General features: G+C 57.7%; 20 protein-coding genes. 11 read left to right on the plus strand and 9 right to left on the minus strand.

The window, feature by feature from the left end; genetic code table 11:
* Together AC2FIO_RS19030 and hemH are read left to right on the plus strand one after the other, a co-directional pair.
* The gene (locus AC2FIO_RS19030; RefSeq protein WP_282170835.1) at positions 1-831 is read left to right on the plus strand and encodes a methyltransferase domain-containing protein; all 831 of its coding nucleotides are present in this window, start codon (positions 1-3) and stop codon (positions 829-831) included.
* 57 nt (positions 832-888) lie between these two features.
* Positions 889-1,938, plus strand: a complete 1,050-nt coding sequence (gene hemH / locus AC2FIO_RS19035) for a ferrochelatase (protein WP_496699621.1) — start codon at positions 889-891, stop codon at positions 1,936-1,938.
* Positions 1,939-2,014: 76 nt separating this feature from the next.
* Here the strand turns inward: hemH and AC2FIO_RS19040 are convergent, their stop codons facing one another.
* Together AC2FIO_RS19040 and AC2FIO_RS19045 are read right to left on the minus strand one after the other, a co-directional pair.
* Positions 2,015-2,197, minus strand: coding sequence for a hypothetical protein (locus tag AC2FIO_RS19040; RefSeq protein WP_010442520.1), 183 nt, complete (start codon positions 2,195-2,197; stop codon positions 2,015-2,017).
* 140 nt (positions 2,198-2,337) lie between these two features.
* A complete protein-coding gene (locus AC2FIO_RS19045) occupies positions 2,338-2,937 on the minus strand; it encodes a L,D-transpeptidase (protein ID WP_109311276.1) in 600 nt (199 codons plus the stop codon).
* Between the two features lie 169 nt (positions 2,938-3,106).
* On the opposite strand from AC2FIO_RS19045, the gene dalA reads away from it, so the two are divergent.
* Positions 3,107-3,622 carry a divisome-associated lipoprotein DalA gene (gene dalA / locus AC2FIO_RS19050; RefSeq protein ID WP_282120905.1) on the plus strand — a complete coding sequence of 172 codons (516 nt, stop codon included), beginning with the start codon at positions 3,107-3,109 and terminating at the stop codon, positions 3,620-3,622.
* A 62-nt stretch (positions 3,623-3,684) separates the two neighbouring features.
* On the opposite strand, the gene AC2FIO_RS19055 is transcribed toward dalA, so the two are convergent.
* The 7 genes from AC2FIO_RS19055 to AC2FIO_RS19085 all read right to left on the minus strand — a co-directional run bounded on the left by AC2FIO_RS19055 (position 3,685) and on the right by AC2FIO_RS19085 (position 8,468).
* A complete protein-coding gene (locus AC2FIO_RS19055; RefSeq protein ID WP_058273066.1) occupies positions 3,685-4,149 on the minus strand; it encodes a PTS sugar transporter subunit IIA in 465 nt (154 codons plus the stop codon).
* A gap of 60 nt (positions 4,150-4,209) precedes the next feature.
* Complete coding sequence (gene hpf, locus AC2FIO_RS19060) at positions 4,210-4,773, minus strand: ribosome hibernation-promoting factor, HPF/YfiA family (protein ID WP_058273067.1); 564 nt, start codon at positions 4,771-4,773, stop codon at positions 4,210-4,212.
* Between the two features lie 253 nt (positions 4,774-5,026).
* Complete coding sequence (gene lptB, locus AC2FIO_RS19065) at positions 5,027-5,785, minus strand: LPS export ABC transporter ATP-binding protein (protein ID WP_058276524.1); 759 nt, start codon at positions 5,783-5,785, stop codon at positions 5,027-5,029.
* Positions 5,785-6,276, minus strand: coding sequence for an LptA/OstA family protein (locus AC2FIO_RS19070; protein ID WP_058272997.1), 492 nt, complete (start codon positions 6,274-6,276; stop codon positions 5,785-5,787). Before AC2FIO_RS19070 ends, lptB begins: the two co-directional genes overlap by 1 nt.
* A 3-nt stretch (positions 6,277-6,279) precedes the next feature.
* A complete protein-coding gene (gene lptC, locus AC2FIO_RS19075) occupies positions 6,280-6,879 on the minus strand; it encodes an LPS export ABC transporter periplasmic protein LptC (protein WP_058272998.1) in 600 nt (199 codons plus the stop codon).
* Positions 6,880-6,894: 15 nt separating this feature from the next.
* Positions 6,895-7,857: a KpsF/GutQ family sugar-phosphate isomerase gene (locus AC2FIO_RS19080; protein ID WP_496699625.1), complete on the minus strand. Its 963-nt coding sequence runs from the start codon at positions 7,855-7,857 to the stop codon at positions 6,895-6,897.
* On the minus strand, positions 7,854-8,468 hold the full coding sequence (locus tag AC2FIO_RS19085) for a ribonuclease D (RefSeq protein ID WP_496699626.1): 615 nt from the start codon (positions 8,466-8,468) through the stop codon (positions 7,854-7,856). The genes AC2FIO_RS19080 and AC2FIO_RS19085 overlap by 4 nt, the downstream gene beginning before the upstream one ends.
* 134 nt (positions 8,469-8,602) lie before the next feature.
* On the opposite strand from AC2FIO_RS19085, the gene AC2FIO_RS19090 reads away from it, so the two are divergent.
* The 8 genes from AC2FIO_RS19090 to AC2FIO_RS19125 all read left to right on the plus strand — a co-directional run bounded on the left by AC2FIO_RS19090 (position 8,603) and on the right by AC2FIO_RS19125 (position 15,621).
* The gene (locus tag AC2FIO_RS19090; RefSeq protein WP_496699627.1) at positions 8,603-8,866 is read left to right on the plus strand and encodes a metal-sensing transcriptional repressor; all 264 of its coding nucleotides are present in this window, start codon (positions 8,603-8,605) and stop codon (positions 8,864-8,866) included.
* Between the two features lie 3 nt (positions 8,867-8,869).
* Positions 8,870-10,102, plus strand: coding sequence for an MFS transporter (locus AC2FIO_RS19095; RefSeq protein ID WP_496699628.1), 1,233 nt, complete (start codon positions 8,870-8,872; stop codon positions 10,100-10,102).
* A 34-nt stretch (positions 10,103-10,136) separates the two neighbouring features.
* Positions 10,137-10,565, plus strand: coding sequence for an Lrp/AsnC family transcriptional regulator (locus AC2FIO_RS19100; RefSeq protein ID WP_108861647.1), 429 nt, complete (start codon positions 10,137-10,139; stop codon positions 10,563-10,565).
* Between the two features lie 73 nt (positions 10,566-10,638).
* Positions 10,639-11,328, plus strand: coding sequence for a lytic transglycosylase domain-containing protein (locus AC2FIO_RS19105; RefSeq protein ID WP_496699629.1), 690 nt, complete (start codon positions 10,639-10,641; stop codon positions 11,326-11,328).
* Between the two features lie 9 nt (positions 11,329-11,337).
* Positions 11,338-13,425, plus strand: coding sequence for a flagellar biosynthesis protein FlhA (gene flhA, locus AC2FIO_RS19110; RefSeq protein WP_496699630.1), 2,088 nt, complete (start codon positions 11,338-11,340; stop codon positions 13,423-13,425).
* Positions 13,422-14,195 (plus strand): flagellar biosynthetic protein FliR, encoded by a 774-nt coding sequence (locus AC2FIO_RS19115; protein WP_496699631.1) that lies wholly within the window; start codon positions 13,422-13,424, stop codon positions 14,193-14,195. The genes flhA and AC2FIO_RS19115 overlap by 4 nt, the downstream gene beginning before the upstream one ends.
* Positions 14,192-15,277, plus strand: coding sequence for a flagellar type III secretion system protein FlhB (gene flhB, locus AC2FIO_RS19120; protein WP_282152838.1), 1,086 nt, complete (start codon positions 14,192-14,194; stop codon positions 15,275-15,277). Before AC2FIO_RS19115 ends, flhB begins: the two co-directional genes overlap by 4 nt.
* Positions 15,277-15,621 carry a hypothetical protein gene (locus AC2FIO_RS19125; protein ID WP_282152839.1) on the plus strand — a complete coding sequence of 115 codons (345 nt, stop codon included), beginning with the start codon at positions 15,277-15,279 and terminating at the stop codon, positions 15,619-15,621. Before flhB ends, AC2FIO_RS19125 begins: the two co-directional genes overlap by 1 nt.
* The last annotated feature ends 14 nt before the right edge of the window (positions 15,622-15,635 follow it).

A 15,635-nucleotide genomic window follows, 5' to 3' on the forward strand; every position in this document is an offset into this window, starting at 1 on the left:
ATGAAACTGCCTGTGTCCAATACACCCTCTTTGTTTGATCGCCAGGTCCTTACCCGGCACCGCGCCCGCGCGAAGGATGAGGCCCTGTTCCTGCATCGTGCCGCTGTGGACGAAGTGCAGGATCGGCTCTCCATGGTTAACAAAACCTTTACGGCCCCGGCGATCGTGACGCCATTTGCGCATATCTGGCAGGACGTGCTGCCCGGGACGCGGATCGTTGCGGATGATGAGGTTCTGGATCTGACCCCCGGTGCGCATGATTTGGTCATCCACGCCATGGCGCTGCATTGGGCCAATGATCCTGTTGGGCAACTGATCCAATGTCGCCGTGCTCTGCGCCCCGACGGGTTGCTGTTGGTTGTGTGTCTGGGCGGAGAAACCCTGCACGAGCTGCGCGCCGCATTGGGACAGGCCGAAATCGAAGTGACCGGAGGCCTCAGTCCGCGCATCGTCCCGATGGCCGAGCTGCGCGAACTTGGCGGGTTGCTGCAACGGGCGGGGTTTGCGCTGCCGGTCGCCGACACCGCGCGCCTGACGGCGGAATACCGCGACATGCAGCACCTGATGCATGACCTACGCGCCATGGGTGAGACCAACAGCCTGTCCGGGCGCATGAAACAACCCACCAAGCGACAGGTTTTTACGCGCGCGCAGCAGGTCTATGCCGACAACTTCTCAACACCCGCGGGGCGGTTGGCCGCCACCTATGAATTGATCTGCTTGACCGGCTGGTCTCCGGATGACAGCCAACAGAAACCATTGCGCCCCGGATCGGCCAAAGCGCGGCTTGCGGATGCGCTGGGCACAAAAGAAGGTAAACTGTCCAATTGACGACCGGGCTTTTCCGGTTATCTCAGGCCAGTACAGAGAAATCTCAGGAAGCATCAGATGTTTGACGCCACTCGCCCCGATCATACCGCCGCAGACCACCCAAAGGTCAAAATGGGCCGCGTCGGCATTCTGCTGGCCAATCTCGGTACACCGGATGACTACAGCTATTGGCCGATGCGCCGGTATCTGAACGAGTTTTTGTCGGACCAACGCGTGATCGACTATCCCAAGTGGAAGTGGCAGCCGATTCTGCAAGGCATCATCCTGTCCAAGCGCCCGTTCAGCTCGGGTGAGGCCTACAAGTCGATCTGGAACCATGACAAGGGCGAAAGCCCGCTGATGACGATCACCAAGGACCAGACAGCCAAGTTGCGCGATGCGATGCAAGAACGGTACGGCGATCAGGTGATGGTCGATTTCTGCATGCGCTACGGCAATCCCTCAACCAAATCCAAAGTACGTGAAATGGTGGCCGCGGGCTGTGATCGAATTCTGTTCTTCCCGCTCTACCCGCAATATGCGGGCGCGACCACGGCAACAGCCAATGATCAGTTTTTCCGCGCGCTTATGGACGAAGCCTGGCAACCTGCGTCTCGCACCGTTCCAGCCTATTTCGACGAGCCTGTCTATATCGACGCTTTGGCCGGGTCAGTGGAAAAAGCCTATGCGGCGCTGGAGACCAAACCGGATGTCCTGGTCTGTTCCTATCACGGCATGCCAGAGCGCTATTTGCAGCAGGGCGACCCGTATCATTGCCAATGCGCGAAAACGAGCCGATTGCTGAAGGAACGGCTGGGCTGGTCGGACGATCAGCTGGTCTCAACCTTCCAATCGCGATTCGGTCCCGAAGAATGGCTGAAACCCTATACCGTGGATCACGTGGCTGATTTGGCGCGGCAGGGAAAGAAGAACATCGCCGTTATAGCGCCCGCGTTTTCCGCCGATTGCATCGAGACGCTGGAAGAGATCAACGAAGAGATCAAGGAAAGCTTTGAAGAGGCCGGCGGTCAGACCTTTACCTATATCCCCTGCCTCAATGACGATGATTCGCACATTGGCGCACTGGGCAAGGTAATCGAAGACAATCTGAAGGGCTGGCTCGACTGACCGTTTCCCATCATCAAGAAATGAAAAAAGGCGGTGGATCGCTCCACCGCCTTTTCTCTAGATTTAGCTCGTCAAATTAGCTTGCTGCAACAGCTGCGGCAACTACGACCAGCAGGATCAGCGGCAGGATGATACCCTGCGACGAACCCTGAGTTTCCTCTACAACAACCGGTGCTTCAACAACCGGCTCTTCCAGGTTACCGGCATAAGCGGTCGAAGCAGCAGCAGTCAATGCAGCGGCGAGAACGAGTTTTTTCATATTAACCTCCAGAGTTTGCACGGCTCCATCAATCGGATCCGCACACCTAAGACTTACCTCGTGGTTTTTTTCTAATCAGCTATATGACTGGAATGCAATTGCAACTTGAGCCACAAGCGGGTTCGTGCGCGAAAATGTCGTCAAATAAGCAACACTTGCGTGCCGACCTTCGCCATCGAGAACAGCTCAGCGATATCTTCGTTGAACAGGCCGATGCATCCGTTCGACGACCGGCGACCAATTTTGCGCGTGTCATGCGTTCCGTGAATCCGGTAGTATTTCCAACTCAGGTATAAAGCATGTGTTCCCAATGGGTTATCAGGGCCCGGCGGAATATGATCTGGCCATTCGGGATTTCGTTTCTTCATAGAAGGTGTCGGTGACCAACTGGGACCCTCAACTTTGCGGATGACGCTGGTGCGGCCCCGGCGGGTCAATTCTTCGGTCAGCGGAACGGATGAGGGGTAGAGTTTGTAAACAGATTGATCATCTGACCAATAATGCAGCGCTCGGGACACCGTATCGACCAGAATGGCCCCATTTCTCGTATTCGAGAAATAAGGCTGCCAATCCAGGGCGCGGAACCCCGAGACATTGCGACGCACGTCTGGCTCGGCCTCGGGTGCTGGGCGCAGTGGGTCACCTGGAATGTACTGGGCAATCGCCGGCGATGCCAGCAGGGCCGAAGCACCGGCCAGAAATCCTCGGCGGCTAGATGAGTGAATGGGTTTCTTGACCATAGTGACCGGTCCTTTGCGAAAGATGTCCTGAAATTTTTACGTATTTTATTGCCAGAATGCGTCAATCGCAAATCAAACCGGCAGAAACATGCAAGAATCAGCCATTGCAGGTTTGCCCAAGGCTGCATGGCGCGCTATGCCGTATATCGACACAATAATCAGGTCGATCATGACGCGTATTATCACATTACTGTTTCTTTGCTTTGTTGCGCTGGCTGCATGTACCCCAAGCAGCACCCCAACTTACGGATCAGATGGCCGTCCACTGCCATCGGTCTACAAGATTCGCGGCAACCCCGAAAAGCTCCAGTTCCGTATGCTGGATTCGGTAAATGCCTTGCGCCAGGCTCAGGGTTTGCAGGCGGTGCAGCTGAACTCGCAGCTGAATGCTGCGGCCGCGACCCACTCTAAGGACATGGCGCGCCAGAACCGCCCATGGCACTTCGGTTCGGACGGCTCGTCGCCCATAGATCGCGCGCAACGCGTTGGTTATTACGGGACTTTCCTGGGTGAGGCGATCTCGGAAACCTATGAGACCGAAACCGAAACCTTGGCCGCCTGGATGCAGGAACCTGGCCCCCGAGCCGTGATCATGGACCCCAAAGCATCACAAATGGGCTTTTCCTGGCATCAGGAAGGCGGCGGGAAAATCTGGTGGACACTGGAAATGGGAGCAGGCGGGTAAGCAAAAGCCGCCTCGAAGAAAAAAGCCCCCAGCTTTCGGGGGCTTTTTTTATTTCTGCAAGGTCAGGCGGCCTGCATGGACTGCGCTTCGGTCAGAATCGCGTAAAGCTTGACCGGATCAGGGTTGGCCCGCAGCTTTGTACAAACTGACGTGTCGCGCAGAGTACGGGACACCAGCGCAAGCGCCTTAAGGTGATCGACACCCGCCTCTTCCGGCGCAAACAGTGCAAATGCGATGTCCACCGGCTGCCGGTCGACCGATCCAAAATCAATCGGTTTTTCGAGCATTACAAACACACCCGAGACAGAGTCCAGATCTGTCAGCCGAGCGTGCGGCAAGGCGACACCGTGCCCAACCCCGGTCGGCCCCAGACTTTCGCGCTCCAGCAGGCAATCGACGACAGTCTGCGCATCCAGGTGCAAAGTCCCGGCGGCAACATCACCAATTTCCTGAAACAACCGCTTCTTACTAGAAGCGGCGGACAACACACGTACTGCTTCGGGCTTTAATATGCTCGAAAGCTCCATCATCACGCTCCACGGCGGGGCCCCTGCAATTGCAGGGGCGTGCCTTGCTAGTCTTGCCTGTTACGGATCAATCCAGCCGATGTTACCGTCCTCGCGACGGTACACGACATTCAATCCGTCCTTGTTTTCGTTTCGGAACACAAGCACCGGCGCACCGGCAAGTTCCATCTGCATGACCGCCTCTCCAACACTCAGCGATGGGATCTTGGTTTCCATCTCAGCCACGATCATGGGCTGCAGAGTATCGGGCTCGTCAGCCGTCTCCGATTCGTCAGAGGCGAGGATATAAGACGACGCTCCGAAGAGTTCAACAGGCTCGGACCGATCTTTGTGGTGGTCTTTCAGTCGGCGCTTATAACGGCGCAGTTGCGTTTCCATCTTGTCGCAGCATCCCTCAAACGCCGCGTAAATCTCGGTTGCGTGTGCCTTGGCCTGAGCGGTCAGACCTGTGGAAAGATGCACTGTGGTTTCGCATACATATTCATGCGCTGAACGGGAAAAGACGACGTTGGCATCTGTCGGACGTTGGGCATATTTGCCCACGACCTCGCCCAGTTCGGTCTGCACATGAGTCTGCAGGGCCGCACCGATGTCGATCTGTTTTCCGCTGATTTGGTAACGCATGTGATCTCCTTCACTATTCACACCCATTTCTGACGTCACGTAATGCGACGCGCTTGTTTTTATCGGGTGGGGGACATCGGCAAATCCTGCGGTAACCGCACCGGCCCCCCTTCAAGGAAGGGGCGTCGTGATCCAGTCGGGAACCGAAGAAATGCCATAGTCCAATTGAGGCAAGAGACGGCGGGAGAGTCAATCAAAACAGGCGTGTATATACGTGATTTCCGCTATGCGCCCGGCGAAAATCTGCGCAAGCTCATGAAATACGGAAGTTTTCGCCCAGGTAAACCCGGCGCACGTTTTCATTTTCGACCACTTCATCGGGTGTGCCGGACATCAGGACCTGACCGTCATGCAGGATGTAGGCACGATCCACGATCTCTAGAGTTTCGCGCACGTTGTGATCGGTGATCAACACGCCGATTCCACGCTTTTTCAGGTCCGCAACCAGGTGGCGGATATCCCCGACGCTGATCGGGTCGACCCCCGCAAAGGGTTCATCCAACAACAGATATTTCGGATCTGCTGCCAAACAACGCGCGATCTCGACCCGGCGGCGTTCACCGCCCGACAGGGCCAGCGCGGGTGCGCGGCGCAGGTGTTCGATCGAGAAGTCGGACAACAGCTCTTCCAGCCGCTCTTTTCGGCGGTGGGCGTGGTTGACGGTGATATCCAGAACGGCGGCGATGTTGTCCTCGACACTCATGCCACGGAAAATCGACATCTCTTGCGGCAGATATCCGATCCCAAGACGCGCGCGGCGATACATAGGCAGCGTTGTGACAACCTGACCGTCAATCGTAACAGTGCCAGCCTCAGGAAACACAAGGCCCGCGACCGAATAGAATGTGGTGGTCTTGCCTGACCCGTTCGGGCCCAAAAGCGCAACCACCTCGGATCGGCCCAAGGTCATGGAAACGTCGCGGATCACTGTCTTTTTTCGGTAAGACTTGCGAAGCTTTTCGATTTTCAGGCCAGAGGTGCCTTCGGCTACCGTCAGGTTTGGCTGAGCCATCAGTTGGCCCCCTGCTGCAGGATGGTCTTCACGTTGCCGGTCATCGTCGCTTTGCCAGTGGTCAGGTTGGCGTTCATCTGGTCGCCGCTGATCGTGCTTGGCCCCTGCAACAGCAGAACGTTGCCCTTCATGACGATCTCACCTGAATCGATGGTGTATTCCGCCCAGTCGCCTTCGGCCGCATCCGGAGGGCTGACCAGAATCACATCCTCGGTCGCTTCCATCCGTTCGATGCCTGAACGGTCTTCGTTGTAAATGACAAGCACGCGTTCCGCCGTCAGCCGCATTTCGCCCTGAATGACGATCACGTTGCCCAGAAACTCGGCCGAGCCGTCTTCCTGATTTACGTTCAGCTTTTCCGAGGTCACCTCGACCGGCAGGCTTGGGTCGGCATTGGCCGAACCGAAAGCAACCTGAGTTTCCTGCGCTGTCGCAGAGATCGCACCAGTTACCAGAGCAGCGCTTACAAGGGCTAATCGAAAATAGAACACAGGTTATCTTTCTGCTTTTTGAGGCTCATACACCAACTTCACGCCATCTGTAAAAATAATATGGACCGGTCCATCTTTTTTTTCAGTCCCAAATGTCATTCTGCCCGCAGTAAAATCACCAATAATACCGGTTCCGTCGACCTGACCGGGCGTGTCGCCCTGAATTTCGTCCAGCGCGGTGTTCAATAGATCCGTTGTGACGACGATGCCGTCCGTTGTTGTTATAACCACATCCCCGACAAAGGTAGCCGTATTCTTGTCCGGACGGATCATGCCAGAGTTGGAATCCAAAGTGATTACGCCGCCATTCAGCAGGCCAAAGCGGCCCCGAAATTCGGCCGCTGTTGGCGCTTCGCCCTCAGTACCCTGCGTTGCCCGGCTTGCCTCGATCTGAACGTCTTCGCCTTTGCGGGTCGTTCCTTGGTAGTTGGGCTGCGTCACCACCTGATCCGCCAAACGTTCATCGATATCCTGCTGGTTGAAGGGCACGGACACATTGGTTTCAATGCTGCGCGACAGCAGGAACACAGTCGACAGCATAGCGATAGCCACCAACGGCAGCACCACCTTGAAGAACTGTACCCTGCGTGAGTGTCCGTCCACCGCACTACCCTCCGCTTAGCCCAATCCGACGCGCAGGCAGTCGTGGATATGCAGCAGCCCCTCGGCTGGGCCTTGTGTCTCGGGGTCGACCACGAACAGCGAAGTGATCTTGCGGTCGTTCATGATCGCCACCGCCTCTTCCGCCATTGCGTTCGGGGAAATGGTCAGCGGATTGGTGGTCATGACCTCTTTTGTGGTCTTGTCCAGAAGGCCGTCCATGTTCCGACGCAAGTCGCCGTCAGTCACGATGCCAATCAGGCGGCCCGTCTCATCCGTCACGCCGACAACGCCAAAGCTTTTCTGGCTCATGACCAGCAGTGCCTCGCTCATGGGGGTGCCCTCAGACACAACTGGCAGATCAGCGTGCATCAAATCCCGCACGGTTGAAAGCTGCGCCCCCAGCTTGCCGCCAGGGTGGAAGGCGCGGAAGTCCTCGGGCTTGAAATCACGGTACTTCATCAACGCAATGGCCAAGGCGTCGCCCATCGCCAACGTCAAAGTGGTTGAAATCGAGGGCACCATGCCAAAACCGCAAGCTTCGCCCAGCGACGGGATCAACAGATGCACATCCGCCTGCTTCATCAGCGTGCTTTCCGGTTTGCTGGACAAACCAATCAAGGGAATGCCAAAGCGGCGGGTAAAGGCCAGCAGATTGACCAGCTCCGGCGCTTCGCCCGAATTGGAAATCGCCAGAACCACATCGCCTTTTGACACCATGCCCAGATCGCCATGGCTGGCCTCGGCCGGGTGCACGAAATAGGCGGGCGTGCCGGTGCTGGCCAGCGTGGCGGCAATCTTGTGGCCAATATGACCAGATTTGCCGATACCGCTGATGATGATGCGGCCCGGAGCCTGTAGGATCATCTGCACGGCTTCGGCAAAATCTTCATTCAGGCTTTCGGCAAGCACGTCCAGCGCGCGGGCCTCGTCGGTGATGACCTGACGTGCGGTTCTCAGGAATGCTTCGTTATCGGTCATGAGTGCGCAAAAATATCCGTTTCGGGCCAACCGGCGAGGTCCAGTTTCGCACGCATCGGCAGGAAGTCAAAACAGGCCTGCGCCATTTCGCTGCGGCCTTCGCGGGCCAAGCGCCCGTCCAACGCCTCGCGCAGTTGATGCAGGTACAGTACGTCCGAAGCCGCATAATCCAGCTGCGCATTTGTCAGGGTCTCGGCCCCCCAGTCGCTCATCTGCTGCTGTTTTGAGATATCGACACCGATCAACTCCTGACACAGGTTCTTCAGCCCGTGGCGATCCGTATAGGTGCGCACCAACCGGCTGGCGATCTTGGTGCAATAAACCGGAGCGGCCAATGCGCCAAATGCGTGGTACATCGCAGCAATGTCGAAACGGCCAAAGTGGAAAAGCTTTAGCACGTCAGTGTTTTCCAGCATCGCACACAGGTTCGGGGCCTCGGTCTGGCCTATTTCGACCTGAACAATATGGCTGTCTCCGTCGCCGCCCGACATCTGGATCACGCACAGCCGGTCCCGATGCGGGTTTAGCCCCATAGTCTCGCAGTCAATGGCCACAACAGGGCCCATATCCAACCCGTCCGGCAGGTCGTTTTTGTAAAGATGGTTTGCCACGGGGCTTGTCCTTTGTCCGGTATCGCCCCCGAGATAGGAGGTTTGGTCTCTAAACTCAACGCTATCCATGACAGTGCGGCAGGGACCCGCAGGTTACGTTGACCATATCCCTATGGGGGGGATAGGGTTATTGCATGACACAGCACAAACACGAATCGCACCAGCAGATCCACGCGCGTCTGAAACGGGCACACGGGCATCTGGCCCGGGTAATATCCATGCTCGAAGATCAAGAGCCCTGCACCAACATCGCACAGCAACTTTTTGCGGTTGAAAAGGCGATTACCAACGCCAAACGGGCCTTGATCCACGATCATATTGATCACTGCCTGTCACCAACGACCGCAACCAAAAACCCGGACGTGGAAGGTTTCAAAACCATCACAAAGTACCTCTGACCGATGCTGAGCGTCCTGAAGAACCGCGTCTATCGCCATTTACTGGCGGCTCAGGTGGTTGCGTTGATGGGAACCGGGCTGGCGACGGTTGCCTTGGGGTTGCTCGCCTTTGATCTGGCCGGTGACGCGGCGGGTATGGTTCTGGGAACCGCCCTGACCATCAAGATGGTGGCCTACGTGGTTGTCGCCCCGCTCGCCGCTGCGTTTGCGGAACGACTGGATCGACGCAAAATGTTGGTGGTGCTAGATCTTGTGCGTGCCGCCGTTGCGCTTTGTTTGCCGTTCGTGACCGAGATCTGGCAGATCTATGTGCTGATCTTCCTGCTGCAATCGGCCTCTGCTGGTTTCACCCCAGCCTTTCAGGCGACGATTCCGGATGTTCTGACGGATGAGCAGGACTATACCAAAGCTCTGTCGCTGTCTCGGCTGGCCTATGACCTCGAAAGTCTGCTCAGTCCCGCTCTGGCTGCAGCGCTGTTGTTGATCATTAGCTTTGACAGCCTGTTCTGGGGCACAAGTATTGGGTTCGTTGCCTCGGCAATCCTTGTCGTGTCGGTCGCCCTGCCTTCGCCCAAACCGACGAAACGGAGGGGGATTTACGACCGGACGACCCGTGGCATCCGCCTATACCTTGGTACGACACGGTTGCGCGGCTTGCTGGCGCTGACCTGGACTGCCGCGTCACTCAGCGCGATGGTCATCGTCAACACTGTCGTAATCGTGCGCGCCGATCTTGGGCTAACGGAAAGCGCTGTGGCCGCTGCATTGGCCGGGTATGGGGCCGGCTCGATGGTGGCTGCCTTCATCCTGCCGTCTCTTCTGAACCACTACGAGGATCGCAGCGTTATGCTGGCTGGTGCAGCATTCGGGACACTCACGATGGCCGTTGCCGCGGGGTTGTTCGCCTCGACCCAGATGACTTTGTGGGGGCTCGCAGTGTTATGGGCGGGTGCTGGCTTTGCCTATTCAGCCACTCTGACACCCTCCGGCCGCCTGCTGACACGCACGGCCCGCCCGGAAGACCTACCAGCAGTTTTCGCCGCGCAGTTCACCCTGTCCCATGCGTGCTGGCTGGTGCTGTACCCGCTGGCCGGGTGGCTGATGACCACCAAAGGAACCGAACAGACATTGATCTGGATGACTGTGGCGGCCCTTTCAGGGCTTGGTGTTGCGCTTCTGATCTGGCCGCGCTCCAAGCAGAAAATCACGTCGGGCGAACACGCTGACAAACCTTGAGCATCCCAAGGTATTTGCACTACACCTTGGCCGTATGGATCAGCTTGACCGTCGCATCATCACAGCCCTGCAACACAACGCCCGCGAATCTACGACCAAGATCGCGGCGAAACTGGGTGTGGCCCGGACCACCGTGCATGAACGCATTCAGCGGATGGAAGAACGCGGCGTGATTGCCGGGTATTCGGTGGTTCTGAGCGCCCCTGAAGACGCCCCGCGCGTTCAGGTCGTTGTCTTGCTTGAGGTTCAGCAAAAAGAGACCAAACGTATTATCAAGCGGCTGGAAGCCTATCCCGAGGTCAAGCTCTGCCTGTCGATCAATGGGGAGTTCGACCTGCTGCTGTCCGCCGAAGCCCCCAGGATCGAGGATCTGGACATTCTGGTCGACGAATTGGCAAAGATCCCCGGGGTTTTGCGAACCAACACAAGTGTCGTGTTCGGCCGCCGGATCGACCGAAACTGAGCGGCCGATAACCCTCTGTAAACCCTGACACAGCTAGCTTGGCCCGGACTGATCAGAATCCCGGACCGGCAGAATGCCATATCGAATGATCTTAGGACTGACCTTGGCGGCGCTGTTGGCGGCACCGCCGGGTTTTGCCATGCCCAACACCGGAACGGCCAGCATCTGCGACCACGCCGCCCAGCGCGCCGCCCGGTCCGAAGGTGTGCCACTGGATGTCATGCGTGCAATCGCTCGGGTTGAGACAGGCCGCACAGCTGACGGGGCGCTGCAACCCTGGCCCTGGACGATCAATGTTGAAGGAAAGGGCATTTGGTTCACCTCACAGTTCGAGGCAAAATCATATGTGTTCGAAATCTTCAAAGCAGGAAAACGCAGCTTTGATATCGGGTGCTTCCAGATCAACTACCGTTGGCACGGCAAGGCGTTCCGCTCGATCGACGCCATGTTCGACCCAGATGAAAACGCCACATATGCCGCGCGGTTTCTGAAAGAGCTGTATGCCGAGCTGGGCTCGTGGAGCGCCGCCGCCGGGGCCTACCACTCGCGCACACCCGCTTTGGCAAACGCCTACGTGACGCGTTTTCAAACCGTTCTGGCTCAGTTGGATCAGCAAACTCCAAACGCATTTGCGACGCGCGATCCGTTTACCGGGGCTGCCGATCCATTAATTCCACCCCGGGCAGAACCCACCAACACCGGCACGATGGGATCGCTGGTGCCGGTGGCCGGCGCCGCGACTGCCTTTATCCAGTTCAACTAGGAGCTTTGTGTGCCCAAGATCGACGCCCGTTCGCTTTTCTCTCCGACCGTGCTGCTGGCGCTGGCGTTGATGACTGTCATCGTGATGATGATCCTTCCTATGCCCGCCTGGGTACTGGATGTTGGCCTGTCCGCCTCATTTGCATTGGCGATTCTGATCTTCACACTGACGTTGTTCATCGAGCGCCCGCTGGATTTCTCGTCCTTTCCAACGATCCTGCTTGCCTCGCTGATGCTGCGGCTGTCGCTGAACGTGTCGTCGACCAAGCTGATCATCGGTCAGGGCCATACCGGCCCCAGTGCTGCCGGAGACGTGATTGAAGGGTTTGCGAATTTTGTCATGGGCGGCAGCATTTTTCTGGGCCTGGTTGTTTTTGGTGTGCTGCTGATCGTGAACTTTATGGTCATCACCAAGGGTGCGGCCCGCATGGCCGAAGTCGGCGCGCGATTTGCTCTGGACGGAATGCCCGGCAAACAACTGGCCATCGACAGCGACATGTCCGCCGGGGCCATTGATCATCAGCAAGCGAAAGAGCGCCGCGAACGTGAACAACAGGAAACCACGTTCTTCGGCTCGCTCGACGGGGCCTCGAAATTCGTCAAGGGGGATGCGGTTGCGGGGCTGTTGATCACGCTTCTGAACCTTGTGATGGGCCTGATTATGGGCGTGATCGTGCAGGGAATGCCCATCTCTGCCGCGTTTGAGACCTATGCCATTCTGACTGTCGGCGACGGGCTGGTTTCGCAAATTCCCGCTGTGATCATCTCGATCGCCTCGGCGCTATTGCTGGCGCGGGGTGGTACTCAGGGTGCAACCGACAGCGCGATTTTTTCGCAATTGGGTCGACACCCGGCCGCATTGGGTACAGTGGCCATGCTGATGGTCTTGTTTGCGCTGGTGCCCGGCCTGCCCTTTCTGCCCTTCATCCTCGGCGCGGGCGTTCTGGGGTATGCGGCATACTCGGTTCACCGCAAACAAAAGGCCGAAACAGACGCGGAACAGGCACCTTCATCAGAGGATGAAACCCCGGTTTCCCAAGCCATCGGGGACATTCTGGATCTGGATGATGTTCATCTGGAATTCGCCCCTGATCTTGTCAGCATGGTTCTCAACCCCGGCACCGGGTTGGACGCACGAATTGCCAATATGCGCACATATGTCGCCTCGGGCTTTGGACTGATCCTGCCTGACATCCGCCTGACCGACCGGGCAGAACTTCCACTGGGAACCTATGTGATCAAGGTACAGGGGGTCGAGCAGGCGCGCGGTGTTCTCAACCCAGATCTGGTATTGGCGCTGGTGCAGGACGGCCATGACATGCTGCCCGAAGGCAATGATGTGACCGAACCTGTTTATGGCGCCCCGGCGCGCTGGATTCTACCAAAGGATCAGGAAGCCGCGGCGCTGAGCGGCGCGACCATCGTTTCTCCCCCCGAGATTTTGGCGACTCATCTGCTTGAGATCATCAAACAGAACTTCGCGCGGCTGCTGACTTTGAAATCCCTGCGCCGCCTGCTGTCCGAGATGACACGGCTTAGCGATCCGGTTCGGGCTGAAGCGAACCGCAAGCTGCTGGACGAGCTGATCCCGGACAAGGTGCCGATCGACACGTTACATTCTGTATTACGACTGCTGCTGGAGGAAAAAGTCTCGATCCGTAACATGGCCCTGATCCTTGAAACTGTGGCTGAGGCGCGCCTGACGACGACCCAACCCGAAGGGATTTGCGAACTGGTCCGGCAGAGATTGGGTTTCCAGTTGGTTGCCGACATGAAGCGGGGAGACGGTTCCATTCCGCTGATCCAGCTTGCGCCTGAATGGGAAGACACGTTTGCCTCGTACCAGATCGACGCGCCCAACGCCGGATTGGATGTCGCCCTGCCGCCGAACCTGTTCAACAAACTGGCAGATGGTGTCGTCGAAACCGTCTCGCAATCCGCTGATCACGGGGTGTTCCCGGCCGTCGTGACCTCGACCCGCCGGCGTCGACTGCTGCGCACGATCATGCAGGCGCGGGGGGTGTCGAATCCGGTCCTGTCCTTTGAGGAAATCGGGCTCGAGGCCAGACCCGCTTTGGTCGGAACGATACCCGCATGATCGCCGTGCCGCCCGCATTGCTACCGGAACTGGCAGATGGCCTGTGGCACCTCTTTGCTGTCTTCCTGCGCGTGTCGGCGCTGGTATCGCTATTACCCGCCTTCGGGGAACGCAGCATTCCAACCCGCCTCAAGCTGGGGATCGCCGCGGCATTTACACTGATCGTTACGCCCGCTGTTCCTGCGCCCGACCACGGGCAAGGTGTGTTGCCTTTGGTGCGGATGATTGGCACCGAAACACTTGTCGGATTGGCAATGGGCATTGGTTTGCGTTTGTTCGTGCTGGCCTTGCAAACTGCGGGGTCCATCGCGGCGCAATCGACATCGCTGTCACAGATTCTGGGCGGGGCCGCTGTCGATCCTGTTCCTGCAATGGGATATCTGTTGACACTCGCAGGTCTGACATTGGCGGTTCTGCTGGGCCTGCACATCCGCGTTGCGCAGTTCTTGATCCACAGTTACACGCTGTTTCCAATGGGCGTTGTTCCACTGGCACCGGACCTGTCGCAGTGGGGCGTGCAACAAATCGCGCGCAGTTTTGGTCTGGCGTTCAGCCTGGCCATGCCCTTTGTCATCGCGTCGCTGATCTATAACCTTGCGCTTGGGGTCATAAACCGGGCGATGCCGCAGTTGATGGTGGCCTTTGTCGGCGCCCCCGCGATCACCTTCGCGGGTTTGTTTCTGCTGTTTGCGGGCACCCCTTTGATCTTGTCGGTGTGGTCCGATGCCCTGTTCGCCTTCATTGTGAACCCACTTGAGGTTGCAAGATGAGCGGTCAGGACGACGACAGTGACAAGTCCTTTGAGGCGACACCGCAAAAGCTGCAGAAGGCGCGCGAAAAAGGGGAAATCGCCAAGTCCAACGATCTGAACGTCGTAGCGGCCTATGTCGGTTTGCTGATTGCCATATTTGCTGCGGGGCAATTCGCTGTGGACCGTATGGGCACATTGTTCGTCGTGTTGATTGATCAGGCTGATGATTTTGGCCAACTGCTGACAACAGGTTCGGCTTCCAGCCCCGTGGGGGGGATGCTTCAGGCGGCTGCTTGGTCTGTTCCGGTCCTATTTGGCCTGCCTGCTGCCGCCGTCCTGCTCAGCCTGATTTCGCAACGTGCGCTTGTTTTTGCGCCCACCAAACTGAAACCCAAGCTGTCGCGCATTTCGATACCGTCCAATGCGAAGAACAAATTTGGACGCAGCGGCTTGTTCGAATTTGCCAAGAGCTTTGCAAAACTGGTGATCTATTGCACATGCCTGGCGCTTTTTCTGCGCGCCAACCTCAGCGAGATTCTGTCTGCAAGCGCGACGCAAGCCCAGTCTTCAGTGATGTTTATGATGAATCTGCTAATTCGGTTCATGTTCATCGTCATTGCGGTGGCTCTGACCATCGGGGTGATCGATTATGTCTGGCAATACGCCGAACACATGCGCAAGAACCGGATGTCGCGCAAGGAAATCCAGGATGAGACCAAAGATGCCGAAGGCGACCCGCATGTAAAACAGCAGCGCCGCCAGCGCGCCCAGGACATCGCAACCAATCAGATGATGGCCGAGGTACCAAAAGCCGATGTTGTAATCGTCAACCCAACCCATTTTGCCGTCGCGCTGAAATGGTCCCGGACCGCCGGATCGGCACCGGTCTGCGTGGCAAAGGGCGTGGATTCCGTCGCAGCCGCCATTCGCGAGGCCGCCGGGCATGCCGGCGTCCCAATCCACCCGGATCCGCCAACGGCGCGTGCTCTGCATGCCACGGTCGAGATCGGGCAGCAGATCTCGGAAGAACATTACCGCCCCGTCGCCGCTGCGATCCGGTTTGCTGAGGCGATGCGCAAACGGGTGAAGGGGCAAATCTGATGCAACGCACACAGCTGCAGGATCTGGCCAAAGTGACCGAAGCCTCGTTTCAGCGAGAATACCAATCCCTGCGCCCGCTGCTGGAGGCCGAGGCACGGGTACAACAGCAATTGGCCCGACTTGACGCCCAAGTCCAACAAACCCGGCAAGAGACAGCGTCTGCAGAAGGCTACCGTGTTACCGGAACGGATGTTCTCTGGAACGGGTGGGAATCGGCGACACGCAGGCAGCTCAACATGCAACTTGCGCGGTTACGAGCACAAAAGCTGACGGCCCTTGCGAATCTGCGCGTCGCATTCGGGCGCAAGCAGGCGGTTTCAAATTTATGCAAAAAACCCCAGTAAGGACCTGCCCGTGA

The organism is Ruegeria sp. CDSB086 (assembly GCF_059611065.1).

Excerpts from the sequence above, each read along its gene's own strand:
- AC2FIO_RS19045 (WP_109311276.1), bottom strand. The coding sequence starts at position 2,937 with ATGGTCAAGAAACCCATTCACTCATCTAGCCGCCGAGGATTTCTGGCC.
- AC2FIO_RS19040 (WP_010442520.1), bottom strand. The coding sequence starts at position 2,197 with ATGAAAAAACTCGTTCTCGCCGCTGCATTGACTGCTGCTGCTTCGACC.
- hemH (WP_496699621.1), top strand. The coding sequence starts at position 889 with ATGTTTGACGCCACTCGCCCCGATCATACCGCCGCAGACCACCCAAAG.
- lptB (WP_058276524.1), bottom strand. The coding sequence starts at position 5,785 with ATGGCTCAGCCAAACCTGACGGTAGCCGAAGGCACCTCTGGCCTGAAA.
- AC2FIO_RS19115 (WP_496699631.1), top strand. The coding sequence starts at position 13,422 with ATGATCGCCGTGCCGCCCGCATTGCTACCGGAACTGGCAGATGGCCTG.
- hpf (WP_058273067.1), bottom strand. The coding sequence starts at position 4,773 with ATGCGTTACCAAATCAGCGGAAAACAGATCGACATCGGTGCGGCCCTG.
- AC2FIO_RS19055 (WP_058273066.1), bottom strand. The coding sequence starts at position 4,149 with ATGGAGCTTTCGAGCATATTAAAGCCCGAAGCAGTACGTGTGTTGTCC.
- AC2FIO_RS19105 (WP_496699629.1), top strand. The coding sequence starts at position 10,639 with ATGCCATATCGAATGATCTTAGGACTGACCTTGGCGGCGCTGTTGGCG.
- AC2FIO_RS19030 (WP_282170835.1), top strand. The coding sequence starts at position 1 with ATGAAACTGCCTGTGTCCAATACACCCTCTTTGTTTGATCGCCAGGTC.
- dalA (WP_282120905.1), top strand. The coding sequence starts at position 3,107 with ATGACGCGTATTATCACATTACTGTTTCTTTGCTTTGTTGCGCTGGCT.
- AC2FIO_RS19100 (WP_108861647.1), top strand. The coding sequence starts at position 10,137 with ATGGATCAGCTTGACCGTCGCATCATCACAGCCCTGCAACACAACGCC.
- AC2FIO_RS19090 (WP_496699627.1), top strand. The coding sequence starts at position 8,603 with ATGACACAGCACAAACACGAATCGCACCAGCAGATCCACGCGCGTCTG.
- AC2FIO_RS19095 (WP_496699628.1), top strand. The coding sequence starts at position 8,870 with ATGCTGAGCGTCCTGAAGAACCGCGTCTATCGCCATTTACTGGCGGCT.
- flhB (WP_282152838.1), top strand. The coding sequence starts at position 14,192 with ATGAGCGGTCAGGACGACGACAGTGACAAGTCCTTTGAGGCGACACCG.
- AC2FIO_RS19125 (WP_282152839.1), top strand. The coding sequence starts at position 15,277 with ATGCAACGCACACAGCTGCAGGATCTGGCCAAAGTGACCGAAGCCTCG.
- AC2FIO_RS19080 (WP_496699625.1), bottom strand. The coding sequence starts at position 7,857 with ATGACCGATAACGAAGCATTCCTGAGAACCGCACGTCAGGTCATCACC.